The organism is Azoarcus sp. CIB (genome assembly GCF_001190925.1).
Lineage (GTDB): Bacteria > Pseudomonadota > Gammaproteobacteria > Burkholderiales > Rhodocyclaceae > Aromatoleum.
In genome coordinates this window covers 4,944,463-4,970,565 of sequence record NZ_CP011072.1, presented here as the reverse complement: position 1 = coordinate 4,970,565, position 26,103 = coordinate 4,944,463, and the positions used below count along the sequence as shown (strand labels likewise).

General features: G+C 64.5%; 28 protein-coding genes and 1 pseudogene. 25 read left to right on the top strand and 4 right to left on the bottom strand.

The window, feature by feature from the left end:
* The first annotated feature begins 194 nt into the window (after window positions 1-194).
* From AzCIB_RS22315 to AzCIB_RS22300, 4 genes are read left to right on the top strand one after another with little or no spacing between them, the layout of a single operon-like run.
* Complete coding sequence (locus tag AzCIB_RS22315) at window positions 195-1,508, top strand: acetyl-CoA hydrolase/transferase family protein (RefSeq protein ID WP_083447104.1); 1,314 nt, start codon at window positions 195-197, stop codon at window positions 1,506-1,508.
* A complete protein-coding gene (locus AzCIB_RS22310) occupies window positions 1,505-2,656 on the top strand; it encodes an acyl-CoA dehydrogenase family protein (RefSeq protein ID WP_050417910.1) in 1,152 nt (383 codons plus the stop codon). Before AzCIB_RS22315 ends, AzCIB_RS22310 begins: the two co-directional genes overlap by 4 nt.
* Window positions 2,657-2,668: 12 nt before the next feature.
* Window positions 2,669-3,679 carry an acyl-CoA dehydrogenase family protein gene (locus AzCIB_RS22305; RefSeq protein ID WP_050417909.1) on the top strand — a complete coding sequence of 337 codons (1,011 nt, stop codon included), beginning with the start codon at window positions 2,669-2,671 and terminating at the stop codon, window positions 3,677-3,679.
* A gap of 35 nt (window positions 3,680-3,714) precedes the next feature.
* On the top strand, window positions 3,715-4,506 hold the full coding sequence (locus tag AzCIB_RS22300) for a crotonase/enoyl-CoA hydratase family protein (protein ID WP_050417908.1): 792 nt from the start codon (window positions 3,715-3,717) through the stop codon (window positions 4,504-4,506).
* Between the two features lie 151 nt (window positions 4,507-4,657).
* On the opposite strand, the pseudogene AzCIB_RS22295 reads toward AzCIB_RS22300, so the two are convergent.
* Window positions 4,658-5,458: pseudogene (locus AzCIB_RS22295) on the bottom strand (IS5 family transposase).
* Window positions 5,459-5,553: 95 nt separating this feature from the next.
* On the opposite strand from AzCIB_RS22295, the gene AzCIB_RS22290 reads away from it, so the two are divergent.
* The 20 genes from AzCIB_RS22290 to AzCIB_RS22200 all read left to right on the top strand — a co-directional run bounded on the left by AzCIB_RS22290 (window position 5,554) and on the right by AzCIB_RS22200 (window position 22,712).
* Window positions 5,554-6,735 (top strand): multidrug effflux MFS transporter, encoded by a 1,182-nt coding sequence (locus AzCIB_RS22290; RefSeq protein WP_050417907.1) that lies wholly within the window; start codon window positions 5,554-5,556, stop codon window positions 6,733-6,735.
* A gap of 176 nt (window positions 6,736-6,911) precedes the next feature.
* Window positions 6,912-7,160, top strand: coding sequence for a transposase (locus AzCIB_RS24940; protein ID WP_050417906.1), 249 nt, complete (start codon window positions 6,912-6,914; stop codon window positions 7,158-7,160).
* A gap of 185 nt (window positions 7,161-7,345) precedes the next feature.
* Window positions 7,346-7,489 carry a hypothetical protein gene (locus AzCIB_RS24500; RefSeq protein WP_198149584.1) on the top strand — a complete coding sequence of 48 codons (144 nt, stop codon included), beginning with the start codon at window positions 7,346-7,348 and terminating at the stop codon, window positions 7,487-7,489.
* The gene (locus AzCIB_RS22280; protein WP_198149730.1) at window positions 7,490-8,374 is read left to right on the top strand and encodes an IS630 family transposase; all 885 of its coding nucleotides are present in this window, start codon (window positions 7,490-7,492) and stop codon (window positions 8,372-8,374) included.
* Window positions 8,375-8,550: 176 nt separating this feature from the next.
* Entirely contained in the window at window positions 8,551-8,916 is a 366-nt protein-coding gene (locus tag AzCIB_RS22275; protein ID WP_050417905.1) for an integrative conjugative element protein, RAQPRD family, read from the top strand.
* Window positions 8,913-9,152, top strand: coding sequence for a TIGR03758 family integrating conjugative element protein (locus tag AzCIB_RS22270; protein WP_050417904.1), 240 nt, complete (start codon window positions 8,913-8,915; stop codon window positions 9,150-9,152). The genes AzCIB_RS22275 and AzCIB_RS22270 overlap by 4 nt, the downstream gene beginning before the upstream one ends.
* Before the next feature lie 23 nt (window positions 9,153-9,175).
* On the top strand, window positions 9,176-9,541 hold the full coding sequence (locus AzCIB_RS22265) for a TIGR03745 family integrating conjugative element membrane protein (RefSeq protein ID WP_050417903.1): 366 nt from the start codon (window positions 9,176-9,178) through the stop codon (window positions 9,539-9,541).
* A 12-nt stretch (window positions 9,542-9,553) separates the two neighbouring features.
* The gene (locus AzCIB_RS22260; RefSeq protein WP_050417902.1) at window positions 9,554-9,991 is read left to right on the top strand and encodes a TIGR03750 family conjugal transfer protein; all 438 of its coding nucleotides are present in this window, start codon (window positions 9,554-9,556) and stop codon (window positions 9,989-9,991) included.
* Entirely contained in the window at window positions 9,988-10,677 is a 690-nt protein-coding gene (locus tag AzCIB_RS22255; RefSeq protein ID WP_050417901.1) for a PFL_4703 family integrating conjugative element protein, read from the top strand. The genes AzCIB_RS22260 and AzCIB_RS22255 overlap by 4 nt, the downstream gene beginning before the upstream one ends.
* Window positions 10,674-11,591 (top strand): TIGR03749 family integrating conjugative element protein, encoded by a 918-nt coding sequence (locus AzCIB_RS22250; RefSeq protein WP_050417900.1) that lies wholly within the window; start codon window positions 10,674-10,676, stop codon window positions 11,589-11,591. Before AzCIB_RS22255 ends, AzCIB_RS22250 begins: the two co-directional genes overlap by 4 nt.
* Complete coding sequence (locus tag AzCIB_RS22245; RefSeq protein WP_050417899.1) at window positions 11,581-13,038, top strand: TIGR03752 family integrating conjugative element protein; 1,458 nt, start codon at window positions 11,581-11,583, stop codon at window positions 13,036-13,038. Before AzCIB_RS22250 ends, AzCIB_RS22245 begins: the two co-directional genes overlap by 11 nt.
* The gene (locus tag AzCIB_RS22240; protein WP_050417898.1) at window positions 13,019-13,453 is read left to right on the top strand and encodes a TIGR03751 family conjugal transfer lipoprotein; all 435 of its coding nucleotides are present in this window, start codon (window positions 13,019-13,021) and stop codon (window positions 13,451-13,453) included. Before AzCIB_RS22245 ends, AzCIB_RS22240 begins: the two co-directional genes overlap by 20 nt.
* Window positions 13,453-16,323 (top strand): conjugative transfer ATPase, encoded by a 2,871-nt coding sequence (locus AzCIB_RS22235; RefSeq protein WP_050417897.1) that lies wholly within the window; start codon window positions 13,453-13,455, stop codon window positions 16,321-16,323. Before AzCIB_RS22240 ends, AzCIB_RS22235 begins: the two co-directional genes overlap by 1 nt.
* A 13-nt stretch (window positions 16,324-16,336) precedes the next feature.
* Entirely contained in the window at window positions 16,337-17,146 is an 810-nt protein-coding gene (locus AzCIB_RS22230; RefSeq protein ID WP_050418511.1) for a DsbA family protein, read from the top strand.
* A gap of 194 nt (window positions 17,147-17,340) precedes the next feature.
* On the top strand, window positions 17,341-17,835 hold the full coding sequence (gene radC, locus AzCIB_RS22225; RefSeq protein WP_050417896.1) for a RadC family protein: 495 nt from the start codon (window positions 17,341-17,343) through the stop codon (window positions 17,833-17,835).
* Window positions 17,836-18,003: 168 nt separating this feature from the next.
* On the top strand, window positions 18,004-18,456 hold the full coding sequence (locus AzCIB_RS22220) for a TIGR03757 family integrating conjugative element protein (protein WP_083447103.1): 453 nt from the start codon (window positions 18,004-18,006) through the stop codon (window positions 18,454-18,456).
* Window positions 18,453-19,403 (top strand): TIGR03756 family integrating conjugative element protein, encoded by a 951-nt coding sequence (locus AzCIB_RS22215; RefSeq protein ID WP_050417894.1) that lies wholly within the window; start codon window positions 18,453-18,455, stop codon window positions 19,401-19,403. The genes AzCIB_RS22220 and AzCIB_RS22215 overlap by 4 nt, the downstream gene beginning before the upstream one ends.
* A 10-nt stretch (window positions 19,404-19,413) precedes the next feature.
* On the top strand, window positions 19,414-20,814 hold the full coding sequence (locus AzCIB_RS22210) for an integrating conjugative element protein (RefSeq protein WP_050417893.1): 1,401 nt from the start codon (window positions 19,414-19,416) through the stop codon (window positions 20,812-20,814).
* Complete coding sequence (locus tag AzCIB_RS22205; RefSeq protein WP_050417892.1) at window positions 20,811-21,167, top strand: hypothetical protein; 357 nt, start codon at window positions 20,811-20,813, stop codon at window positions 21,165-21,167. The genes AzCIB_RS22210 and AzCIB_RS22205 overlap by 4 nt, the downstream gene beginning before the upstream one ends.
* A 15-nt stretch (window positions 21,168-21,182) precedes the next feature.
* The gene (locus AzCIB_RS22200) at window positions 21,183-22,712 is read left to right on the top strand and encodes a conjugal transfer protein TraG N-terminal domain-containing protein (RefSeq protein WP_050417891.1); all 1,530 of its coding nucleotides are present in this window, start codon (window positions 21,183-21,185) and stop codon (window positions 22,710-22,712) included.
* A 25-nt stretch (window positions 22,713-22,737) separates the two neighbouring features.
* On the opposite strand, the gene AzCIB_RS22195 is transcribed toward AzCIB_RS22200, so the two are convergent.
* From AzCIB_RS22195 to AzCIB_RS22185, 3 genes are read right to left on the bottom strand one after another with little or no spacing between them, the layout of a single operon-like run.
* On the bottom strand, window positions 22,738-23,106 hold the full coding sequence (locus AzCIB_RS22195; RefSeq protein WP_050417890.1) for a DUF3742 family protein: 369 nt from the start codon (window positions 23,104-23,106) through the stop codon (window positions 22,738-22,740).
* A gap of 19 nt (window positions 23,107-23,125) precedes the next feature.
* Window positions 23,126-23,590 (bottom strand): type II toxin-antitoxin system YhaV family toxin, encoded by a 465-nt coding sequence (locus tag AzCIB_RS22190; protein ID WP_050417889.1) that lies wholly within the window; start codon window positions 23,588-23,590, stop codon window positions 23,126-23,128.
* Entirely contained in the window at window positions 23,590-23,976 is a 387-nt protein-coding gene (locus AzCIB_RS22185) for a type II toxin-antitoxin system PrlF family antitoxin (protein ID WP_444541836.1), read from the bottom strand. The genes AzCIB_RS22190 and AzCIB_RS22185 overlap by 1 nt, the downstream gene beginning before the upstream one ends.
* A gap of 246 nt (window positions 23,977-24,222) precedes the next feature.
* Here AzCIB_RS22185 and mobH point away from each other — a divergent pair, with 246 nt between their 5' ends.
* Window positions 24,223-26,034 (top strand): MobH family relaxase, encoded by a 1,812-nt coding sequence (mobH, locus tag AzCIB_RS22180; RefSeq protein WP_050417887.1) that lies wholly within the window; start codon window positions 24,223-24,225, stop codon window positions 26,032-26,034.
* Window positions 26,035-26,103: the final 69 nt, after the last annotated feature.

Below are 26,103 nucleotides of genomic sequence, written 5' to 3'. Positions count from 1 at the left end.
GGTCAGGGGACTAGGGTGTCAAATATGCCATTGGGATTCAGAAGAAATTGATGTTTCCTACTTGGCGCGAATGAATGCAACGAAACCGGTCTTACTTCGGCCAAGCCCAACCGATCGGCAAGGAGATGTACGCGGGGCGGTTGGGGTAAGAAGTCTGGCAAAGGATTCTGAACGTAAGAGGGAGACAAGAAGTAATGACTACTCCGCGCGGCAAGAGACTCCAACTGTCGCACCTCCAAGACCTACGTTCGGCTTTGCCAGATGCGCCACGCATAGTGCTCCACTCCGCGTGTGCCGAGCCTCCGCGCTTGACTCAGCAACTGAGTGAGGCAGCCGAGGTGTTCCGTGGGGCGACCGTGTATGGGCTCATGCCGATGGGCGAAGCGCCCTATGCTGGCATAGAGGCAGCCAAGCATCTTTCGATCCAGGCGCTGTTTCCGGGAAAGGGATTGCGTGAGCCGATCAATTCAGGCCGCGCTTCTTTTCGGCGCTGCACGCTGTCCGAAATTCCGACCCTTTTCATCAGCGGTGAGATCAGGGCCGATCTCCTGCTACTACAGGTCTCTACGCCCGACGAAAATGGGAGAATGTCTCTCGGGGTGTCGGTCGACTATATGCGGGCGGTCCTTGCTCAGGATCCAATCGTCGTTGCGGAAGTGAACCCGCAGATGCCATTTACCTGCGGAGACACGGCGTTGCTGCCCGAGGAGGTCGATTTCGTCGTTAATGCAAATCGCGGCCCACAGGTCGTGCGCGCTGCCGACACGGACGAAACTGACGATGTTGACCGGACAATCGCAGGAAATATAGCAGGTCTCATCTCGTCTGGAGCCGTGTTGCAGGCTGGCATCGGAGCCTTGCCGGATCTGGTGTTCACCGAACTGAGCCACCTATACGATTTGGGGATCCATAGCGGCATCATCACCGATGGCGTTCGGCCGCTGATCGAGCGCGGTGTCGTGACTAACGCGACGAAGAAGGTGTTGCCGGGTAAGACGGTCACAACGATGGCTGCAGGTACCCGATCCTTCTATGGTTTTCTCGACCATAACCCGTTGGTCGAATTTCATCCCTGCTCGTTTACACACGCACTTGATGTCCTCGCGGCCATTGATGGGCTCGTTGCGATCAACAGCGTTTTGCAGGTCGATATAAATGGCAGTGCCAACGCTGAGCAGATCGGTGGTCGCGTGATCTCAACGCCCGGAGGATTGCCCGACTTTGCAAGGGGCGCATCAGCAGCGAAGGGCGGTATGAGCATCATCGCACTCCGTGCAGCAACCAAAGGGGGGGCGGTCAGCAACATTGTCACTACGTTCGGTCGGGGAGTCCCCACGACAATCGGTGCGCAAGACATTGATTACGTGGTGACCGAGTATGGGGTTGCTCGACTGCGAAATAAATCGCCTGCGCAGCGGGCACTAGAGCTCAGTGCCGTGGCACATCCGGATTTCCGAGCCGCGCTACGGCGCGGCGAGACATTCAATAGAACGATGGAGAATTCATGATCGAGTCGCTTGAGCTTACATCCATCCCCGCCGAGGACGAGGGTCTGCGAGTCTCGGTGCGTGCATTTCTTGACGAAGCCCTCGAAGGGGTGCCCGCCGATGTCCGTGCCCGGTCCTGGATGGGCTACGACGCCGACTTTAGTCGCCGGCTTGCCGCGAAAGGGTGGCTCGGTTTGACTCTGCCGAAGGAATACGGCGGCGGCGGACGAAGTTCGTTCGCGCGCTTTGTCGTCGTGGAGGAGCTGCTCTCTGCAGGGGCTCCCGTCACCGCTCACTGGATTGCCGACCGCCAGAGCGGCCCCTTGATCCATAAATATGGGTCCGAAGCGCAGAAGAAATACTATCTGCCTAGGATCTGCCGCGCGGAAGCTTTTTTTTGCATCGGTATGAGTGAGCCTAACTCGGGTTCGGATCTCGCCAGCGTGACAACTCGGGCGGTGAGGACGGATAGCGGCTGGAAGCTGAACGGACGCAAGATCTGGACGACAAACGCTTACCGTTCCCACTACATGATTGCACTTGTGCGCACATCGGGGGAACCGGCGGATCGGAACAAGGGCTTGTCCCAGATGATCGTTGATCTCTCTTTGCAGGGCGTGACTGTGCGGCCGATTCACGATATCACGGGGGATGCTCATTTCTGTGAAGTCTTTTTCGACGACGTGATGCTAGGTCACGATGCGCTGATCGGTGCAGAGGGGTCCGGTTGGGAGCAAGTGACGGCGGAACTTGCGTTCGAACGCAGTGGGCCCGAGCGCATTTATTCCACGCTGGTTCTCTTTGACGAGTGGCTTGCTTTCCTCTGTCGTGATACGCGTGTCGATGATGGGCGTGTCGCGTTACTCGGGCGCATGGCGAGCCAACTATGCGTGCTGCGTGCGATGGCCATTTCGGTCACGGAAAAACTAGCGCGGGGTGAGAGTCCGGTGATTGAGGCCGCGCTAGTCAAGGACTTGGGAACGGAATTCGAGCAGCAGATGCCGCTGCTGATTGCTGACAGCCTGGGGGGCGATCCGGATCGTCCGGTGCCATCCGTCTTGTTGAAAACCCTGGCATACGTGACACAAATTTCTCCTTCATTCTCTCTGCGAGGCGGCACGCGGGAAATCCTGCGTGGAATGATCGCCCGTGGGCTCGGACTTCGGTAGAGGACAGCGGTCATGCAAGAAATCATATCCGACGCGATAGAGCAACTGCTCGCTCATTGCTGTACGCCGAATCATGTGCGCCGTATCGAGAGGGGAGAGGGCGGCACGAAGGAACGTGCCGCACTTTGGGGGGCATTACAGGAGTCCGGCTTTACCGACGCCTTGGTGGCTGAAGCGATGGGGGGGGCAGGATTGAGTCTGTCCGATGTCTATCCGATCGCCTTTGTTGCTGGTCGCCATGCCTTGCCGCTACCGTTAATACAGACCATATTGGTCCGAGGAATCATGTCCGAGACCAACGCCGAGCTTCCAGAGGGGTCTATAACGATTGCTGGAGACGTCGCGGTGACTCCGGACGGAACAATCATATCGAATTACGTGCCGTTTGGTGAAGTGGCTGACTGGGTCTTGGTGGATTTCGGCGATCGGGCGCAGCTATTGCCTGCGACCGGTGCCCAAAGGCACATTGCCGGGGGGTGCGGGAGCGTCAATGCCCGAATGCGATGGGCGAAACAGCCGATTTCTGGCAACGAACTTCCTGGATCCAACTGGCGGGCATATGGAGCGTGTCTGATCTCTGCAATGCTCGCCGGATCCATGGCGCGGATTCTGCAAATGACGATAGGGTATGCCAATGATCGAGTGCAATTCGGCAGGCCGATCGCAAAGCTTCAAATCATCCAGCAGCAGATCAGTGTCATGGCAGAGCAGGTTTTTGCGGCCCGAATGTCGGCCCAGATCGGTTTCAGTGCCGACGGGATAAGTCCAAAATTGATGGCTGCCGCTGTGGCAAAGCAACGTACCAGCGAGGTGGTCGGCACAGTGTCGTCAATTGCGCATTCCGTCCACGGCGCAATGGGGTTTACAGAGGAATATGATTTGCAACTTTTCACACGCCGGATGCACGAGTGGCGCCTCGCGTATGGCACGGAGGTATATTGGTCAAAGGTCGTCGGGCGCGAACTCCTTGCCACCGGTGCGTCACGAACTCTGGATTTCGTACGTCGGAGCCTTGCCGGTTGATCTGTCCAATCCAATTTGATATTGAGAGACGAATAATGGGTAGTTTCCTGCTGGTCGATAAGAACGGGCCCGTGATCACGATGACCATGAATCAGCCCGAACTCCGGAATGTGCTGACAGGCAATTCCGCCGTCGAAGACTTCGTCGATGCATGTTCCCGAATCGCCCGTGATCCGACGGTTCGTGCCGTCATCCTTACTGGTGCGGGAACGATGTTTTGCGCGGGCGGAAATTTGAAGGACATGCAGCGCTATTCGAAGGAGAAAGTGGATCCGATCACGATCAGCGACGAATATCGGCGGGGAATTCAGCGGCTCCCGCTGGCACTCTACAATCTTGAGGTGCCCGTGATTGCGGCAGTAAATGGAGGGGCGATCGGCGCAGGATGCGACCTAGCATGCATGTGCGATATCCGGATCGCCGCTACGTCAGCATATTTCGCGGAGTCCTTTGTGAAGCTCGGGATTGTTCCGGGCGATGGGGGGGCTTGGTTACTGCCGCGTGTAGTAGGTCAATCGCGGGCGGCGGAAATGTCCTTTACGGGCGATCCAATTTCCGCGCAAGAGGCTCTCGAGTGCGGTCTGGTGTCTCGTGTAGTGCCTGGTGAGGAGTTGCTGGATGTGGCTAACAAGTTGGCCCAGCGTATTGTTTGCAATCCTGGCCCTGCACTACGTATGACGAAACGACTTCTGCGGGAGGGGCAGTACGTGCGCTTGGAGTCCCTATTGGAGCTTTCAGCAACCTACCAAGCACTAGCGCACAAGACTTCCGAGCATGAGGAGGCTGTCGCGGCATTCCTCGAAAAACGCTCGCCGCGCTTTGAGTAGGGGGCTCGAGTAACCCGAGGTTTTCAATGAATCCCGCCGTGTAACCATGATTGCGACCGAATTCGGTGAAATTTCTCTGGCAAATCAACTCGTTTACCGGCGGTGTCGCCCTGCTTTTGCCTCGAATCGCATCGGGCATCGGCAATTCGGCTCATTTAGGGCGTCTGAAAGCCTCGATTCCGGCCTCCAGGAAATAGACCAGCCGCTTCAAGTTGTAGCAGGCCGCCATCATCGTCATCGCAAAATTTGCTTGCGCCTGGCCGATGGTGCGCAGCAGTTTGCCGCTCATCTGTTCGAGCGCTCCGAACACATGCTCGACCCGTGCACGCGTCTTGGCGATGCGTTTGTTGCGCCGCTGCTGGCATTCGGACAACGTCTTGTTGCGCTTGCCCTTCGTCTGGATCTGGTTTCGGAAGCCGTTATCTTTCAGCCAGGGGTCACGTCCCTCCGACGGGTAGCCCTGGTCGGCATAGACAGCGCGGCTCGTGTTGCTCGTGTCGAAGACGTTGTCAAAGTGCTGGCTGTCGTGCGTGCTGGCGGTCTCGATCTCGCGGATGATCTTGTACTTCTTGTCGACGTTGATCGAGAGCTTGTAGCCGAAGTGGCTCTTGTCGTGCTTCTTGGTCCACGTGGCGGCGGTGTCCTTCTGGCGCCGATTCGCCGGCTTTCAGTCGGCGGGCATGCGGTCGAGCTAATGGTACTCCATCTGCTCAACGGACAGGTTGTACAGGCGCTTCAACACGAGGATACGCACCATCGTCTCGATCGGGTACGGCGGACGCCCGCCCTGCGCGCTGATCGGGCGCGGCGCGACGCGATCAATCTCAGCCGCGAGCGCTGCGAAGTCGATGTACGACTTGATCTCGGCCAGCGGATCGCCCAGCGAGTCGTTCTTCTTGCGGTGGTGTTCGTCAGCGAACAGGTCAGTCTTGATGGCGCTTCGCGATTTCATCGGACAGGGCTGCGGCAGGTTTCAGGACGATGTAATTTTACGAAGGGCGGGCGGGCCGAGGTTTTTCGAGGCGCCCCATATTCGTTTATCTACCGATGACCGCCAGCCTGCCGCTTGCCATCCTGATCACCGCGCTGGTCGCCCTCGGGCCCTTGTCGATGGGCTTCTACCTGCCGGCGCTGCCGGCGATCGGCGAGGCCCTGGGTGCCGATGTTGCGAACACTCAGCTCACGCTGTCGGTGTTCCTGTTCGGGTTTGCCGCCGGCCAGCTCGCCTACGGCCCGCTGTCGGACCGCTTCGGGCGTCGGCCGGTGCTGCTCTTCGGCGTCGGTCTTTACGTGCTGGCCTCGGTCGCATGTACGCTCGCGAATTCGATCGAAACGCTGATCGCGGCGCGCTTCCTGCAGGCGCTCGGAGCCTGCGCGGGGCCGGTGCTCGGACGGGTGGTGGTGCGTGACGTGTACGGCCCGCACGACGCCGCCCGCATGCTTTCCTACATCGGTACCGCGATGGCATTGGCGCCGTTGTTGGGTCCCGTAGTCGGCGGTTGGTTGACGGTATGGTCAGGCTGGCGCGCGACCTTCGTGTTCCTCACCGGCTATTCGGCGCTGCTTGCGCTGGGGCTGTGGTTCGTGCTCCCCGAGACGAACAATCACCGCGATCCTGCGGCGACGAACCCTGCCCGCATGGCGCACAATTTCCTGACCCTGTTGCGCGACGGGCGTTACCGCGGCGTGCTGCTGTGCAACGGGCTTGCCTATTCGGGGCTGTTCGCCTTCATCTCGGCGTCCCCCTTTGTGTTCATCAACATGTTCGGTTTTTCGCCGCAGGAGATGGGCCTCGCGTTCGGCGTGATGGTGTCGGGTTACATGTGCGGCTCGACGACCTCGGGCCGGCTGTCTCGGCGGCTGGGGTCGGAGCGCTTGTTGCGCTGGGGCTCGGCGCTGAGCGCGGTGGCCGGGGTCGCGATGCTGGCGCTGGCGCTCTCGGGCGTGCATCGCCCGATGGCGGTGATCGTGCCGATGTGGTTCTCTGCCGCCGCGATCGGTCTCACGATGCCTAACGCGGCGGCGATCGGGCTGGCGAACTATCCGTACATGACCGGATCGGCGGCCTCGCTGATGGGCTTCTCGCAGATGGGGCTGGCGGCGCTGGCCGGCATCTTCGTCGGCCACTCCTTGGGCGATACCGTGGTGCCGATGGCGCTGGTGATGGCCTTGGGGGGGCTCGCTGGCTTCGGTAGCTATCTTGTGTGGGTGCGTCAGCCCGTTCGCTGACCGCGCGGGGCCACTTTCGGGGCTATTGTCGACGCGCATCCAAAATTACCGTAAGCACCCGGTGAACACACCTTCTCCCGGCCCCCTAGCCCGGATATTTCATCGGAGGTATCGGCGGAACCGCCGGAAGGCGCTCTAATACAGGTGTCGAAGCCGTATGTAGAGGAGTTCCGCCGATGCCGAAGTGTACCGCGAATGAACTGAGCTTTGGGCGCCTGGGTCGGCGCCGGATTGAAGCCAACTTCGAGGGCGGAGCGCTCAGTTCGGACGGAGGCCTGATGCTGCTGCGACAGGTGGACCAGCGCATCGGCCTGTCGGCTGCGGTGGCGAAAGCGCTGCACGATCCACGCCAGTGCGTACACGTGTCGGAATCAACGGTTCCACGCGAGCCCAGAACTCGTCCGATACCTTCCAGCTTGCCGTAAGCGCCCGCCCGAGCAGACCGGACGCTTACAGTTTGCCAAACGTCGCGCCAATTTCGACCTCTCATCGATCAGGACGTCATGGTCGGTGAATGACAAAATTTTCGCAAGGTATTTGCGGATAAGTTCTTACTAAGAAGTGTGTTGGTTAGCGTACATTGAGTAATGCCGGCGTGCGATAATTGCGCATGGAAAAGAGAGACGGTCGCTCCCTGTCGCATGCCACGCTCGAAGAGATTCGGATTCGGGCGGTGCAGCGTGTTGAAGCGGGCGAGTCGCCCGAAGTCGTGGTCAAGGCGCTCGGGTTTTCGCGCCCGCGCATCTACGAGTGACTGGCGCTGTACCGCGAGGGCGGGGTTGATGCGCTGCGTGCCAAGCCGGTGCCGGGCGCGAAGCCCAAACTCGACGGCAAGGCGCTTGATTGGCTGTACCGGACGATCACGCTGTCGAACCCGCAGCAGTTCAAGTTCGAGTTTGCGCTGTGGACACGGGCGATGGTTCGGGAGTTGATCCGCAGCCAGTTCAAGGTGGCGATGTCGGAGATCAGCGTTGGGCGCCTGCTGCGCAAGCAGGGGCTTTCGCCGCAACGTCCGCTGATGCGCGCCTATCAGCGCGATCCGGCGCTGGTGACCGACTGGATCAAACACGAATTTCCGCGCATTCGCGCCGAAGCCAAGTCGGCCGGGGCGGAGATCTTCTTCGGCGACGAGGCCGCGGTGCGCTCGGACTACCACACCGGCACGACCTGGGCGCCGGTGGGGGTCACGCCGGTGGTGAAGACGACCGGTGCCCGCTTCAAGCTCAATCTGATCTCCGCCATCAGCCCGAAGGGGCAGTTGCGGTTCATGTGTACTGAGGGGAACGTCACCGCGGACGTCTTCATCGAGTTTCTGAAGCGACTGATGCAGGGCACAACGCGGCCAATCTTCTTGGTGGTCGATGGTCATCCGGTGCATCGCAGCGCCAAAGTCCGGAAGTTCGTCGAAGGACTCGACGGACGGCTGCGCCTGTTTCGGTTGCCGGCCTACGCGCCCGATCTGAATCCCGACGAGCACGTCTGGGCGCATCTGAAAAGCCACAAGCTCGGCCGCAGCATCATCAAGGGGCCCGAGCAGATGAAGAAACTTGCGCTGCGCTTCATGCGCTCGCTGCAGAAAACCCCCGATATCGTTCGCGCATTCTTCAGGCATCCGAGCACCCGCTACGCGGCCGAATAGAATGTACGGTAACCAACGCACTTTTTAGTAGTAATAGCCCGAGCGATTCCGCATCGTCGTCGCCCCGGTGGTTTGCAGCCGGGCAAATCCGGCATAGCGCCCGTTCCGATTGTTTGCAGCAGGTCTCCGTCGGCCGCCGCAGCATTCCGCCATCCAGACGACTGCGAAACGGCGTGATGACATTCCCTAGCAATCCGACGAACGACTGCCGCCGCGCGCCGGCCCTGGCCCTGACGCTGGCCCTTGCGCTGGGCAGTGCGACGCCCGCAGCAGCGGGCGATACCGCCCCGGAGCGCGCACAGCTGGCGGCCCTGGTCCGCCAGCTCGACATGCTCGAGCGGACGGCCCAGTACGGCGCGAGCCTCGCTCGGGATGAGCGCGCCCGTTATCACTTCGACTACGCCCGCCTGCACCAGGACGTCGAGCGCATCCGCGCCGGCATCAACGACTACCTGACGCCGCAGCGCGCTCAACCGCGCGATCCGGTCCCGCTGGTCGGCGACTACCGCCGCGAAACCGCGAATGCGGAGCAAGCGCCATGACGCCCTCCGCCGATCAGGTCGCCGCCTTCCAGGCCAACGGCGGTTTCACGCCCGCGACCGTCTCCACCGTCGTCCTCGGCTTCGTCTTCGCCGTCCTTTTGCTGTGGGGCGTGTGGGCGATGCGTACCGCCTATGTCGGTTGGGCCGAGAACCGACTGACCCAGCGCCAGTTCCTCGGCGTGGTCGTGCGCTTCGTCGCAATGTACCTGGTGCTGAGCTTCTTCCTCCTGTCCTGACCCCCACGAAAGGTTGAATCGCTATGAATCCTTCCTCGACTTCTCATCGCACCGGGCGCATTGCCGCCGTGCTCGTTCCGCCGGTCTTCGCGGCCACGCCGCTGGCTTCAGTCGCGGCGGGCCTGCCGACCATGGAGGACCCATCGCGCGGCGCGGGCAGCGGCATCATGCAGACGCTGCAGAACTACGGCTACGACATCGTGCTGCTGATTGCGCTGCTCGTGGTCGCCTCGATGTTCGTCGGGGTCTGCTACCACGCCTATACACGCTATTCGGAGATCCACACCGGCCGCGCCACCTGGGGCCAGTTCGGCCTCACAGTGGCGGTGGGCGCCATCCTGCTGGTCGTCGGCATCTGGCTGCTGACCAAGGCCACCGGCGTGCTGTAAGGGCCGGCACCGATGGCCGGCTACCCGGAGAGTCCGCGGGAGACACCGCGCGATGGGCTCGTGACCTTCTTGCCGCATCGCCTGAACCGCCATCCGGTGGTCGTGCGCGGGTTGACCGCCGACGAGCTGTGGGTCTGCGCCGGTTTGTCGGCCGCGGCAGGTTTCCTGGTCGGGGTGCCGCTGGCCTGGCTGACCCGCAGCATCGCCATGTTGCCCACGTTGATCGTCGTCGGCGTCGGGATCGGCGTCTTCGCGGGCGGCGGCTTCATGCGCCGGCAGAAGCGCGGCCGGCCCGACACCTGGCTGTACCGTCAGCTCCAGTGGTGGCTCGCGCTGCGCTATCCCGCGCTGGCGGCCCATATGGGCGGGCAGTCCCAGATCACCCGCTCGGGCTGGTGGACCACGCGGCGTCAGCACTCTTTCACGTCCATCCATCGAGGTGCGGCATGAGCCGGTTCAAGAACGAAGTCACGCACCTGCAGGCGCACGTCAAGACCTTGCGCTTCGGCGCCACCGCGCTCTTCGTTGTGGCCTTGCTGCTCGGTTTCGGCTGGTGGAGCGCACCGAAGAGCCTGACCATCCACGTGCCCCCGGACCTGCGTTCGGGCAGTACCCGCAAGTGGTGGGACGTCCCTCCGGAGAGCGTCTACGCCTTTACCTTCTACATCTGGCAGCAGGCCCAACGCTGGCCGACCAACGGCGAGGAGGACTACCCGCGCAACCTCAAGGCGCTGTCCGCCTACCTCACGCCGAGTTGCCGGTCCTTCCTGCAGCAGGACTACGAATTCCGGCGTGGCAACGGCGAGCTGCGTCAGCGCGTGCGCGGCATCTACGAGATTCCCGGCCGGGGCTACGGGGACGATCCCACTTCGCGCGTCCGGGCCGCATCGGCGAACGACTGGATCGTCACGCTGGACGTAAGTGCCGACGAGTACCTGGGTTCCGAGCAGGTCAAGCGTGCGCTGGTGCGCTATGCGCTGAAGGTCGTGCGCATGGACGTCGACCCGGAGCGCAACCCCTTCGGTCTCGCCCTGGATTGCTACGCGAGCGCGCCGCAGCGTATTGAACCGTTGCCGGCACCGGCGTCGGCCAGCCAACCGGCAGTCGCCACCAAACTGCAAGGAGGAGCCCCATGAAGCGCCTTGTCCTGCCGGCCCTGGCCGGCCTCCTGCTCAGCATGGGGCTCGTCTCAACCGGTGAGGCCGTGGAGGTCCTGCGTTGGGAGCGTCTACCCCTGGCCGTGCCCCTCGTGGTCGGACAGGAACGCGTGATCTTCATCGACCGCAACGTGCGCATCGGCGTGCCGGAAAGCGTCGGTGCGCACCTGCGTGTGCAGAGCGCGGGCGGCGCGATCTACCTGCGCGCGAGCGAACCGATCCCGCCTTCGCGGCTGCAACTGCAGGACGTGGAGTCCGGCGCGCTGATCCTGCTCGACGTCGCGGCCGAGCCGGCCAAAGCCGGCCAAACACCGCTGGAGCCCGTGCGCATCGTCGAAGGCGATGGATTGCCGTCGCGTGGCACCGGCCAGGCCAGTGCCACCGCAAATGAGGAGGAACCCCGCGACACGGCCAGCGCAGCCACGCGACGCGCGACCCCGGTGCCCGTGGTACTGACGCGCCATGCGGCGCAGAACCTCTATGCCCCCCTGCGGGCGGTCGAGCCCGTGCCCGGTATCGACCGCGTCAACCTACGCCGCGATCTGCCGCTGGACACTTTGCTGCCTACGCTCCCGGTGCGCGCACGGGCGCTGGCCGCGTGGCGGCTTGAAGACCAGTGGGTGACGGCCGTGAAGCTCACCAACACCTCCGCACGCAGGCTGGACCTCGATCCGCGCGCCCTGCAGGGCGATTTCCTCGCGGCGACCTTCCAGCACACGACCCTGGGGCCCGCCGGCCGCTCGACCGACACCACCGTGGTCTTCCTCGTCACGCGCGGCCATGGCCTGGCCGAGTCGCTACTGCCGGCAGTGGCACCCATCGACGCGATGGTGAACCTGCCGCCGGAAGCCGCTGCCGGCCAGCCCGAAGGAGGGGCGCGCGATGAAGAGTAATCCGCTGCTCAAGTGGCTGCTGATCCCGATGGTGCTGCTGCTGGTGTTCGTCGGCGTCAAGCTCGCATCAAACGAGCGCGGCACCAAGTCCGCGCCGCCCGGCACCGCCAGCCAGCTCACGCCGGAAGAGATGAAGGCCCTGGGCATCGAGGGCGACACGCCGCGCGATACCGTCGCCACGCTGGTGGCCCAGGTCAAGCAGTTGCGCAACGAACTGCAGACCTCCCTCAACGACAACAAGAACCAGAAGGCCGAAAATGAGCGCCTGCGCGCACGCGAGAGCGCGATCGACCAGCGCATCCAGACTGCGCTGGACGGCGAGCGTGGCCGCCTGCAGCAGGACCGCGATCAAGCAGCTGGCGACCGCCAGCAGACTCAGAATCTGCTGCAGGAACTTCAGCGGCGCCTCGACGGCCTCTCCGGCAAGGGCGGCCAACCCGATCTACCCGTCGGGCTTGGCCTGGAGGAGGGTGACGGCAAGAATTTCGTCGGCGGCCAGGGTAGCGGGATTCATGGGAGCGGCAGTGGCACGCGTTGGCTCGAACCCGACGACGCCAAGCCCCAGGCCAAGAACAGCGGCGCCGGCAGCACGCCGAGCTTCCCGACGAGTTTCGGGCCGGCCCAGAAAACCCTGTCCAGTGCTGCGGATACTATCGCCGACGCCGGCAGCCGCACCGTGGGCGCCTCCACCAGGCCTGTCTACACGGTGCCGTCGAACTCGACGCTGATGGGGTCGATTGCCATGACGGCGCTGATCGGGCGCGTGCCGATCGACGGCACGGTGAACGACCCATACCCGTTCAAGGTGTTGATCGGCCCAGACAATCTGACCGCCAACGGCATCGACATTCCCGACGTGGCTGGCGCCGTCGTCAGCGGCACGGCTTCGGGCGACTGGACGCTCTCGTGCGTGCGCGGCCAGATCCGCAGCGTGACCTTCGTGTTCCAGGACGGGACGATCCGCACCGTGCCGGAGAACGGCGCGCGCAGCCAGGGCGGCAACAGCAGCGCGGGCGGCAGCGCCACCCAGGGCGGCCTGGGCTGGATCAGCGATCCCTACGGCATCCCATGCGTCTCCGGCGAGCGGCGCAGCAACGCCCAGCAGTACCTCGGCTCGCAGGCGCTGATCACCGCGGCAGGTGCGGGCGCCGCTTCGCTCATCAAGTCCGACAACGGCAGCGTGGCCGTCGTCTCCAACAGCAACGGCTCGCTCGGCACGGTCGGCATCTCGGGCAACGAGGCCATGGGCCGCATCCTGGCCGGTGGCGTGCGCGACATGGCCGATTGGGTCAACAAGCTCTACGGCCAGGCCTTCGCCGCCATCTACGTGCAGCCAGGCGCGAAGGTCGCCGTCCACCTGGAGCAACCCCTCAACATCGACTACGACGCCAAGGGGCGCCGGGTCAATCACCGCATCGGAGAAGCCCATGCGTCGGAACTGGACTGATACGGTCGTGGCCATGCTCGTGGCCACGGCGCTGGGCGGCTGTGCCACCAGCAAGGACAAGGTGCTGCCGCATGGCGATCACACCATGCTAGATGTCTGGAACCAGGAGACCGGCGGCAGCGCGGGCGGGGGCCAGCCGGCCCGGCAACTGCTCGATGCGCGCCAGGGCCTGCGCCGGCCGCTGACCGAGGCCGACGTGCAGGCCGTCCCCGCGAACAACGCGGCCTACACCCGCACGGCGGCCAACGAAATCCACCGCCAGTTCCACCGGCTGCCGAACCCGGACCTGGTGATGTACGTCTTCCCGCACCTGGCCGGCAGCGACCCCGTGCCGGTACCCGGCTACACCACGGTGTTTCCGCTCTACCAACGGGTGCAGTACGCCATGCCGGGCGAGCGTCTGGAGGACTACTGATGGCCTGGACCGTTCCCTTCCTGCGGGCACGTCAGGCTGAAACGCCAGCCGACGACGCCTGGACGCGGCACGTGTCGATGCTGACCGAGCATGGCATCAGCGAGCCCGGCAGTGCGCTGGCCGTCCGCCGCCGCAAGCCGGCCACCGAGGCGGACGCCCAGGCGCTCTACGACGTGGCTCCGTCCTTCGCCGATCTGTTGCCCTGGGCCGAGTACCTGCCCGGCTCGAAGAGCATGCTGCTCGAGGATGGCCTGTCGGTGGCGGCTTTCTTCGAGCTGGCTCCGGTCGGCACCGAAGGCCGCGAGCTGGCCTGGCTGTGGCAGGCGCGAGACGCGCTGGAGAACGCGCTGCAGGACTCCTTCGACGAACTCGACGAGAACCCCTGGGTGGTCCAGCTCTATGCCCAGGACGAGGCGAACTGGGACGGTTATCTGCGCGGGCTGGCCAGCTACGTGCGGCCGCGCGCCCAAGGCAGCGCTTTCAGCGAGTTTTACCTGCGCTTCTTCGCCCACCACCTGCGCGCGATCACCAAGCCCGGTGGCCTGTTCGAAGACACCACGGTGACGCGCCTGCCATGGCGCGGCCAGATCCGGCGGGTGCGCATGGTGGTCTATCGGCGCACGCCCATGTCTGCGTCGTCCGGCCGCGGCCAGTCGCCCGAGCAGGCGCTGACGACGATCTGCGACCGGCTCGTGGGCGGCCTCGCGAACGCGGGTGTGAAGGCACGTCGCATGGACGCCGCCGACATCCAAGACTGGCTGCTGCGCTGGTTCAACCCCCATCCGACTTGTCTCGGCCCGAACGTCGAGGACCGGGAACGCTTCTACGCGCTGACCCGCTATCCAACGGAGCATGAGGAGGGTGAAATCGAGCTGGCCAGCGGAGATTTCGCCCAGCGCCTGTTCTTCGGACAGCCGCGCTCGGATGTGGAGAATGGCGTCTGGTTCCTCGACGGCCTGCCGCACCGGGTCATCGTCATGGACCGCCTGCGCATGCCACCGCCGACGGGACACCTCACCGGGGAGACCCGCAAGGGTGGCGATGCGGTCAATGCGCTGTTCGACCAGATGCCGGAAGACACGGTGATGTGCCTGACGCTCGTGGCCACGCCTCAGGACGTGCTGGAAGCGTACCTGAACCACCTGAGCAGGAAGTCGGTCGGCGAGACCCTCGCTTCGGAGCAGACCCGCCAGGACGTCCAGCAGGCGCGCAGCCTGATCGGCAGTGCGCACAAGCTCTATCGCGGCGCGCTGGCATTTTACCTGCGCGGTCGCGATCTGGCGCAGCTCGACGCCCGCGGCTTGCAACTGGTCAACGTCATGCTCAATGCCGGCCTGCAGCCGGTGCGCGAGGAAGACGAGGTGGCGCCGCTCAACAGCTACCTGCGCTGGCTGCCCTGTGTGTTCGACCCGGCCCTCGACAAGCGCCAGTGGTACACCCAGCTCATGTTCGCGCAACACGCCGCGAACCTCGCGCCGGTCTGGGGCCGCAGCCAGGGGACGGGGCATCCGGGTATCACCTTCTTCAACCGCGGCGGCGGTCCGATCACCTTCGATCCCTTGAATCGCCTCGACCGGCAGATGAACGCGCACCTGTTCCTGTTCGGCCCGACGGGTTCAGGCAAGAGCGCGACCCTCAACAATATCCTGAACCAGGTCACGGCGATCTACCGGCCGCGCCTTTTCATCGTCGAGGCGGGCAACTCGTTCGGCCTGTTTGGCGACTTCGCGGCGCGGCTGGGGCTGACGGTGCATCGCGTGAAGCTCGCACCCGGCGCAGGGGTCAGTCTCGCTCCGTTCGCCGATGCACACCGCCTGGTGGAGACGCCCAGCCAGGTGCAGACCCTCGACGCCGACGCCCTGGACGAGGACCGCGAGGAAGCAGCGCAGGTCGCCGATGCCGACGAGCAGCGCGATGTGCTGGGCGAACTGGAGATCACCGCGCGGCTGATGATCACCGGCGGCGAGGACAAGGAAGAGGCCCGCATGACGCGCGCCGACCGCAGCCTGATCCGCCAGTGCATCCTCGACGCGGCTCAGCGCTGCGTGGCGGAGAAACGCACGGTGCTCACGCGCGACGTGCGCGATGCGCTGCGCGAACGCGCCCGCGATGCGACGCTACCGGAGGCACGGCGCACCCGGTTGCTGGAGATGGCCGACGCCATGGACATGTTCTGCCAAGGCGTCGACGGCGAGATGTTCGACCGCCCCGGAACGCCCTGGCCCGAGGCCGACATCACCATCGTCGATCTGGCGACCTTCGCCCGCGAGGGCTACAACGCCCAGCTCTCGATCGCCTACATCAGCCTCATCAACACGGTGAACAACATCGCCGAGCGCGATCAGTTTCTCGGGCGGCCCATCATCAACGTCACCGACGAGGGCCACATCATCACCAAGAACCCGCTGCTCGCTCCCTACGTGGTCAAGATCACCAAGATGTGGCGCAAGCTCGGCGCCTGGTACTGGCTGGCGACCCAGAACATCGACGATCTGCCGAAGGCGGCCGAACCGATGCTCAACATGATCGAGTGGTGGATCTGCCTCTCCATGCCGCCGGATGAGGTGGAAAAGATCGCGCGCTTCCGCGAGCTGAGCCCGGCGCAGAAAGCGCTGATGCTGTCGGCGCGCAAGGAGGCCGGCAAGTTCAGCGAGGGCGTGATCCTGTCCAAGTCGATGGAAGTGCTGTTCCGCGCGGTGCCGCCCAGCCTATACCTGGCGCTGGCCCAGACCGAGCCGGAAGAGAAGGCCGAGCGCTTCCAGTTGATCCAGCAATACGGCATCGGTGAGCTGGATGCGGCCTTCAAGGTCGCCGAGAAGATCGACCGTGCCCGCGGCATCGAGCCGCTGGCGCTCGATGCGTTGGCGTGACGGGGAGGCGACGATGCACCTGCCCGGATTCGTTCGATCCCGCCGTTTCGTTCTGCTCGCGTTGCTGATGGTCGCCTTGCTTCTGGGCTCTGTCGCTTGGACGTTCCTGCGCCCACATGCCGCGGCACAAGTTGAAGCTCGCCCCCCGAGCCACGCAGAGACGCCACCATCGACGCCTTCACCACCAGCGACGCCTTCAACACCAGCGACGCCTTCAACACCAGCGACGCCTTCCGGGCCGCCCTGGCGCCATGGTCGGCCCGACGCACGTTTCACGGTGGTCGAGTACGCGGATCTGGAATGCCCGTTCTGCCGGACGTACTTCCCTGTGCTCAAGCGCTGGATCGACGAGCATCCCGAGGTGAACTGGCAATGGCATCACCTGCCGCTGGCCATGCACGAGCCGGCGGCCTCCGCCGAAGCACGCCTGGTCGAGTGCATCGGTGAGGCCAGGGGCGCCGCCGCGTTCTGGCAGGCCGTGGATTGGGTCTACGCTCACACGCGCGGCGACGGGCAGGGCCTGCCCGAAGGACTGCGCTATCCCGACCTCACGCCTGCTGTGCAGCACTGTCTCGCCAGCGACCGGCCCGACGCGGTGGTCCGCGCCCAAGCTGCGGAAGCGGAAAAGAACGGCATCACCGCCACGCCGATACTGCAACTGCGCGACCGCGAGACCGACAAGGTGATCCTGCTGCACGGCCCCGTCGAAGGCGACGCGCTGCTATCGGCCCTCGATCTGCTCGCCGCTGGTGACAAGACCGGCGTGGAGTCGTCACAAACCCGAGACATGCCCGCCGCGTCCGTCGGCGACATGCCTAGGTAGCCCCCGATCTTCAAGGCTACGGCGCGTCGTTACCGCGCTGATCGAACCCGTTCGCTTCGCATCCTTGCCCGCGAACAGCTGCCACGCCTGTGGTGGTGGATGCCCGTTCGTCCACTGTCCCATCCCCATCGTCCCCTGGAGGGTTTGCCCTCCCGGGGCAGGCGCCCTCCGATCTCATCCATTGGAGGTTCGCCATGTCTTGTGTCGTCGCCGACTCCCGCCCGGAGTCGCTCACCCTGATCGTCGCCCAGCACGAGGACTGGATCATCCAGCAGGCCATCACTTTGCTGGAGAAGCGCGTCTTCAAAGCTGGCCCGTCTCTGGGCAGTCCCGCCGCCGTGCGCGACTATCTGCGTCTGAAATTGGTCGTGGAGCCCAACGAAGTCTTCGCCGTCGTGTTCCTCGACAGCCAGCACCAGGTGCTCGCCTTCGAGCCGCTGTTCAGGGGCTCGGTCGACCAGACCTCGGTGTATCCGCGGGTGGTCGTCCAGCGTGCCTTGGCCCTCAACGCCTCGGCGCTGATCCTGGCGCACCAACACCCCTCGGGGGTGACAGAGCCCTCGATCGCCGATCGTGCGCTCACGGAGCGGTTGAAAGCCGCCCTGGCCATGGTCGACGTGCGTGTGGTGGATCACTTCATCGTCGGCAAGGGCAACCCATACTCCTTCGCCGAAGCCGGCCTGCTGTAGCTCTCCGCTATCCCGGTATGTGCCGTTCATCCCCATGGGAGCCCTCGGGCTCCCTTTCTTTCGGCAGCGCCCCTGCAAAACGGGGATTTCCCGGCGTCGGATTCTTTGTCGCTCCACGAGCGTCATTGGATTCGACTATGACCTGCATCGACACCACTGAGGCGCCACATGCAGTTTTCACCTTATGGCTTTCTTCCTGACCTTGCTTCGTGGAAATCCATGGCTGTCGCGGTGGCTGCGTGGTCGTGCATGGCCTTGTTCAGCCCGCTCGCAGCAGCCGATGTGCTGGTCGTCACCGACAGCCATCACCCGATCAAGACCATGGGTGGCGAGCGAATCATCGAGCTGGACCTGCCGGCCCGGATCGAGGCCGAACTCTCCGCCGGCCTGCCGGCCGATCCAGGCCAGGCCGAGGCCATCGTGCAGCAGCGGTTGCGTGAGGGGAAAGAGACACTGCAGCGCCGGATCGGGCGTGCCTACCAAGATGTCGCCGATGCCTGGGGCCTGGGCATTGCCGCGATTCCCGCGGTGGTGGTCGATCGCCGCTACGTCGTCTATGGCGAGCCCGACGTGGCACGCGCCGTCGCTCGTATCGATGCCCACCGGAGCGCACGGCCATGACCCGCCTGCCGACCGCGCCGTCCGGGCGCCTGCGGACAGCCATGGCCTCGCTGCTGCTCTGCGGCGCCACGTCGACCTTCGCCCTGGACACGGCGACCATCATTTCCTCGGCCGTGTCGCCGAATTGCCTGGAGTACCGCGTCGTCGGCATCTGCTACTGGTTGTTCTGCACCATGTTCGGTTGCTCGGTACGCACCTCGGTCAAGGTGCGCCACTACGTACCCGATGCCGTGGTGTCCAGCTACTCGAACACCGGCGAAAACCCATGGGTGGAAGTGCGGGCGATGAGCATGCCCAATCCCACAGCACGGGCCGGCGGTGATGGCACGACCAACCACGACAACGAGAACAACCTGGCCAAGTTCAAGAACGCGGACGTGATCGGGCATCCCGCGGGCTCGGTGTTCAGCCAGTTCGCCAGTGCATCCGGGTACACCTGCCAGGGCGCCGGCACCGCCTTCATGCCGTACCTTTTGAGCACGCTCGACACGCTGGCCTGGCGCTACAACATCCCCGAGATGGTGTACCCGGAAGCGCTGATCCCCGGCATGCGCGAGATCGGCGGCCGCACGACGCTGAACCTGTGGGGCAACGTCTATCCGCGCGGCGGCTTCCTGCACCAGACCGACGACTACAAGAGCGGCGCCGTGGTGGCGCAGCGCGCGGGCGACGTCGTGACGCGGCGCGCCCAGCCCCACGTCTACCAGCCGCTGCTCGCGACCGCGCGCGCCGGCTACTGGCCCGCCGGTGCCCTGGTGGAAGGCGATGCCTCCACCGGCAAATGGCAGGAACTGACGCCGACCCTCTCGAACACCTGCGCGGTGTTCCCGCACACCAACACGCGCGTGCAAGCCCGGCAAGGCGACTACGCCTGGGCACTGTGGCGGCCCTATGCCTGCTGCCGACGCCGGGGGCAGGTCTTCCTCGGCAGCGTTGATTTCCAGTGAGGTGTCTCCGATGAAAGCACTCATTTCCCGCTTCACTCAGCGTGCCAAGCCCTACACCCTGGCCGTCGCGCTCGCCTGTGCCGTAACGGCGGCCGGTGTCGCCTGGGCGCAGACCCGCATCGACCGCAGCAGCGTCAGCGTGAATGGCAGCGTCATCGGCGATGACGTGCTCTACAGCATCGGTGGCGGCAGGGCCGTGTCCATGGGCGGTGCTGGGAACATGCAGAGCATCGGCGTGGGGATCGGCTGGAACAGCAACCTGATCTGCGGAAACATGAGCATCACGACCACGCTGCAGAACCAGCTCAACGGCATCACCAACGGCTTCCAAGCGATCATGAGCACCGTGATCCAGAACGCCACCAGTGCGGTGGCGTCGCTGCCGGCGCTGATCATCCAGCGCGCCGATCCGGGCCTCTACAACCTGCTCACCAACGGCGTCCTGCAGGCTCGCCTGGACTTCGACCGCTCGAAGATGACCTGCCGGGCCATCGCCAACCGCCTGGCGGACATGGCGGGTGGGCAGGCCGGGTGGGACCAGCTCGCCGAGGGCATGGCACTGCGCGATGCGGTGAGCAGCACCGATGCCGTGTCGGCCGTCGAGCAGGCCGAGTCGAACAGGGGCAACAACGGCGTGCCCTGGGTCGGCGGCGGCAACGCGGGCGGATCGGGCCAGAGTGCGATCAAGGTGGTGGGCGACATGACGCGCGCGGGCTACAACCTGCTCAACGGGCGCAGCGCGACGGACACCTCGTCGATCCCGCGCACTTCCTGCGGCAACCGGCTGACCTGCCAGACCTGGTCCTCGCCTGGTGCGGCTGCAGCCTGGGCGACGCGCGTGCTGGGCGAACGTGAGCAGCGCACCTGCGATAGCTGCACCAAGACCCAGACCACTCCCGGGGTCGGGCTCACGCCGGTGATCCAGGAGGAGTACGAGACCAAGCTGCAGGCGTTGCAGGAACTGGTGACCGGTGCGAAGCCGACGACGGTAGCGAACCTGGAAGCGGCCGGCAGCAATTCGCTGCCGATCACCCGCGGCGTGATCGAGGCCTTGCGCGACGAGCCCGACCAGGACCTGCTGGGCAAGCGCCTGGCGTCGGAGGCGGCGCTGTCCAGCGTGCTGGAGAAGGCACTGCTGTTGCAGCGGACGCTGCTGACCGGCAAGAAAGAGCCGAACGTCGCGGCCAACGAGCTGGCCGTGAAGGCGGTCGACCAGGAGAACAGCGCGCTGGAGCAGGAGATCAACAACCTCAAGACCGAGCTGGAGCTGCGGCGCACGCTGGCGGGCAACTCCGCGATGGCCATCGTCCAGCGCCACGGCACCCGCGCCGGTGGCTCGCGCGGCATCTTCGAGGGCGACACCACGCGCGACCGGCTCAAGGAAGTCCAGAAGCCCCGGAGCACGCCATGACCGGCCGCACGTGGCTGCGGTGGCCTACGTGGCTGTTCAACCGTCGCGTGGGCGTCGCACTGCTATGGACGCTGCTGGTGGCCGGAATCGCGGTGGCCGTGAATGTAGTCGGCATTCACATCGTCGGCGGCATCGACGGCTGGGAGCAGTGGCTGCGTGCGCATTCCGCCCTCTTCCACGTCTGGCGGTTGCTTCTCTACGCAGCGACGGCCTATGGCTGGTGGTGGATGCGTCGGCGCCTGCTGCAACGCGAGCCGTCGGCCGAAGCGCATCACCGCCTGCTGCGCGTCGAGATCGCGGCCGTGACGACCATCGTGCTGCTCGAAGCCAGTCAGCTGCTGCGCCATGGCTGAGGCGGGGAGGATGCCATGACCCTCTACACGACCGACTACCTGGAGTATTACCTGACCCTGGTGGGCTGGCTGGTCAACAACGGCATCTGGAACATCCTCGTCGCCAGCGGCGTGTTCGCGCTGCCGTTCGTCGCCATCGTCATCCAGGAGTGGCTGCGGGCGCGCGCGGAAGGCGCGGACGAGGGCAACAAAGGTGTGCTGTCCTCGATGCGCATCGAGAACCGCGTCTGGGTGGCGATCGTGGTCATCATGTTCGCCGGCATCCCCTTCATTCCGGTGGATCTGAGCACGATCCGCTTCGATACGACCCGCTCCGCCCAGTGCCAGGTCAGCGTTCCGCAGCCGAAGGACACCGGCTGGTCCAACGCCTACACCACGCTCAACAACCAGAGCGCGCTGGTGCCGGTGTGGTGGTTCTTCATGCACGCCATCTCCAAGGCCGTCACGGGCGCCGCGGTGGCAGCGATTCCCTGCGGGACCGATCTGCGGCAGATGCGCATGGACGTCGATTCCACCCGCATCAACGACCCGGTGCTGGCGCAGGAGGTCGGTGATTTCGTGCACGACTGCTATGGACCTTCGCGCGCCAAGCTGTTCATGAGCCGGCCGACGCTCTCCGACGAGCAGATGAACGACGTGACCTGGATCGGCTCGAGCTACTTCCTCGACACAGCCGGCTTCTACGACACCTACCACTCGAGCACCCCGCGCACGGCCTGGCCTTACGACGCCACCCGCGACGCGGGGCTGGCCCAAGTGGACAGCGGCGGCGGCTATCCGAGCTGCCGGCAGTGGTGGTCGGACGGCAACAGCGGGCTGCGCGCCCGCCTGCTGGCCCAAGTCGATCCCGATCTGCTCTCTCGCATCGGCCGCTGGGCGGGGTTCCTGTCGCAGAACGAGGTCAACGACTCGGTGATCCGCGCCGTCGTCTCTCCCCGGCAGCAGAAGATGAACCAAGGCGCCGTCTATACCGACTACGGCGGACAGATCGAGAAGACGCTGCCCAACATCGTGACCCGCGGTGCCGGCGACCTCGGGATGACCGTAGGCTCGCTGGGCTTCTTTCCGGCCATGGACGTGGTCCGCCAGGCGTTGCCGATGGTGCTGTCGCTGCTCAAGATGGCGCTGGTCATCTGCATCCCGCTGGTGCTGGTGGTCGGTACCTACGAGCTGAAGGCCCTGGTCGCGGTGAGCTGCGCGGAATTCGCGCTGTTCTTCGTGGACTTCTGGTTCCAGCTCGCGCGCTGGCTCGACAGTACGATCCTCGATGCGCTCTATGGCTGGGGCTTCGGCGCGAGCCGGCCGCATTCGAACTTCGATCCCCTGATCGGCCTGAACAATGCCTTCGGGGATATGCTGCTGAACTTCGTCATGGCGACGATGTTCATCGTGCTGCCGGGATTCTGGGTGGCTGCGCTGGGATGGGTTGGCGTTCGGGCCGGCAATGTCCTGAACGGGCTTGCCGTTGCAACCGGCGACGCGAAATCAGCAGGAGGGAGCGGTTCGCGGCTCGCGATCTCGTCTGCCAAGGGATCCGCCAAGTGAAGGTGATCCCGATTCAGTCGCTAGCCTAAGGATTGTCGGGATCACCCATGTCGCGGCGCCACTCGCTTTTGTCATACAAGCCAAAGCCGCCGTGCCCCTCGCGCCATTCCGGCTTGCTCTCGTCCTCCGCGTTCCAAGCTGCTGGGTCGCGCACGCTCCAACCAGCAAGAGCCAGCAGGGCAAGCAGCGCCGCCAGCCAGAGTGAGGCGTAGGCCAGCACACCGAGCACAACCAGCTTGATGACGAGCAGCACCGCCGAGGCCACACCAGGCGCCCATCCTTGCACAATCAGCAGGCCGTGCGCCTTCCGGTCAAGTCGCACAATTCCCCGCCACATCCGACCCAGCGTCCGGCCGGCGCGTTCCGCGAAGTTGGTGTGTGCAGTGGGTTTCATGGTGGCTACCAAGTACGTTTCAAGGATTCTCCGGTGCACGCCAATCCGTCTGGCTCGCCGCCACCAGCGCCGCCCAATCGTTCGGCGGGTTGCCTCGGCCCAGCATTTTCTCGAACACCGCATAGGGGTCGGATCTGCTGCCCGCCGCCCGCAGGGTCTGCTCGTCGTTGACCCAGGCGAACACGATCGCCTTCACCTTGGAGTCGTAGCGGAAAAACAGGCGGAATCGCCGCCCGATCTTCGCGCGCCGCCAGTGGCGATAGGCCGGCCCCAGGGTGTTGCCCTGGCGGTACTCGTCCCGCGCGGGATCGCTCGGCACGACCTCCATGATCAACTGGCTCAACGCCCGAAACAGCTTGACGTTGGCGTTGCCCTCGAATCCTTGCGGGTCGCTCTGTTCGGCCCGCTCCGCGGCCACCTGCAGCTTGCGCAACTGCTCGATCACGCCCTCGTGGAACAAGAGCGTCCAGCCGTGCCGCTGCATCAGAGCGCCACTTCGCCGTCGATGTCTTCATCGAGATTGACCGCGTGGCCGGCATTCGCCAACATGGCTCGGGCCAGATCATCCGGCAGGGACTGGACGTGCCGACCGGCCCGGATGTCGGCCTCCAGCAGGCCCAGGAAGGCCTCGATGGCCGGGTCTTCGTGTTCGGCGTCCGCGCGGGTCACGATAATTTCGCCTCCGCGCAGGTCGAAGGCCACTTTTCCGCCGGCGTCCACGCCCAGTGCCTGCCGAATGGGCTTGGGCAGTGTGATCTGGCCCTTGGAGGTCAGCGTGGCGACTTCATGGATCTCAGGCATGGCTGTTCTCCTGATGACAATACTTGCATGGTAAGGAATATTCCTTACATCGTCAATCTGCTTGAGCATGGGACCTCCGTCCAGTTGAAAGAGAAGGCCCCATCGTAGGCCCGGCACAGGCCGCCTTCCCGCCAGAATCCGATTTGGGCCAGTCCCCCATTGGCTGTGGCTCGGCTGCCTTCGCTGCCCTATACCAAAGGCTTTCCGACAAAGGACAAAGGGCTGGGAAGGGGCAAGGGAACGGGGTCAAGGGGAAAGGCCCTACCCGAAAGGGCCAAGAGGCTCCCCCGAACAGCCCGCCATCCAGGATTCGCCATGCTCTCGCTGTTCCAACGCAAACGGATGCCACCTGCCACCGCAGTCACGCCCACTCCCTCCGCCGAGCCCCCCAAAGGGCTGACGCGGACGGAATCGGCCGCATCACTGCTGGCGACACCGCGCCGGCAGAAGCTGCTGGAACACATCTGGCAGCGCACGTCCGTCTCCCGTGACCAGTTCGCCACGCTGTATCGGGCGCCACTGGAGCGCTACGCCGAGCTGGTCCAGAATTTCCCAGCCTCGGAAAGCCACCACCACGCCTACCCGGGCGGCATGCTGGACCACGGCCTGGAAATCGTGGCCTACGCGCTGAAGCTGCGACAGCCCCATCTCCTGCCGGCCGGTGCCACGCCGGAAACCCAGGCCGCCCAGGCCGAGGCCTGGACCGCCGGCATCGCCTACGCAGCACTGCTGCACGACGTCGGCAAGGTCGCCGTCGACCTGCATGTCGAGTATGCCGACGGCACGATCTGGCATCCCTGGCATGGTCCGCTCCGGAAGCCGTACCGCTTCCGCTACCACAAGGCGCGCGAATACCGGCTGCACAGCGCAGCCACCGGGCTGCTCTACGCCCGACTGCTCGACGCCGGTATCTTCGACTGGCTCAGCGGATATCCCGACCTGTGGTCGGCACTCCTGTACGTGCTGGCCGGCCAGTACGAGCATGCCGGCATGCTCGGGGAACTGGTCGTGCAGGCCGATCAGGCCTCGGTCGCCCAGGCGCTGGGCGGTGATCCGGCCAAGGCGCTGGCGGCCCCCCGCCATGCGCTCCAACGCAAGCTCCTCGACGGATTGCGCTACCTGCTCAAGGAAGAGTTCAAGCTGAACCAGCCCCAGGCCTCGGACGGATGGCTGACCCAGGACGCGCTGTGGCTGGTCAGCAAAACGGTCTCGGACAAGCTGCGCGCCCATCTGTTGGTCCAGGGCGTCGATGGCATTCCGTCCAGCAACACCGCCGTCTTCAACGTGCTGCAGGATCATGGCATTGCGCAGCCGACGCCGGAGGGAAAGGCTATCTGGAAGGCCACCATCACCAGCGACGCGGGCTGGTCTCACACCTTCACGCTCCTGCGCCTCGCGCCATCCCTGATCTGGGAAGGTAATCAGCGGCCCACACCGTTCGCCGGCACAGTGACGGTGGTGCAGGAAGAGGGGGAACCAACAGTTTCCGCGTCGTTGCCCGCCGTACCGGACTCGGCCGCCTCCGAGCCTCTGTCGGCGCAGCCAGCCGGCGAAGGCGTCGAGGCGCTTCTGGATCTGCTCGACACTCCAGATATCGCATCGGCCGTTCTCTCGTCGACCTCCGAAATGTTTTCTCCAACCCTGGAAGAGCCGCCTCTTGAGTCAGGTGAATCAAGGTTACCGGCCGACTCGGCGGCGTCTGCGTCGACTCCAGGATTGGAGGAAACGCCGTCAGGCGAGCATTTCGTCGCCTGGCTGCGCCGGCATATCGAAGAGCGCAAGCTCATCATCAACGACACCAAGGCATTGGTGCATACGGTCGCCGATACCGTCTATCTGGTCAGCCCTGGCGTGTTCCAGCGTTACGCTCAGGAACATCCAAGAACTGCCTTCCTTGCCAAGCAAGACCAACTGGCCGATTGGCAATGGGTGCAAAAACGCTTCGAGAAGCTGCAATTGCACCGCAAGCAGCAGAATGGTCTGAACATCTGGATATGCGCAGTCACAGGGCCGCGGAAATCGCGGAGACTCCACGGCTACCTGCTGGAAGACCCGCGAGTCCTGTTCAGCGATATGCCACCGAACAACCCTTACCTGTCGGTATCTGCTGCCGCCGATCCTGTGTAGGAAGGCACCTATCGGCAACCCACCCATGAATCACGGAGCGAGTCCAACGTACGAGATCGTCCAAAGGAA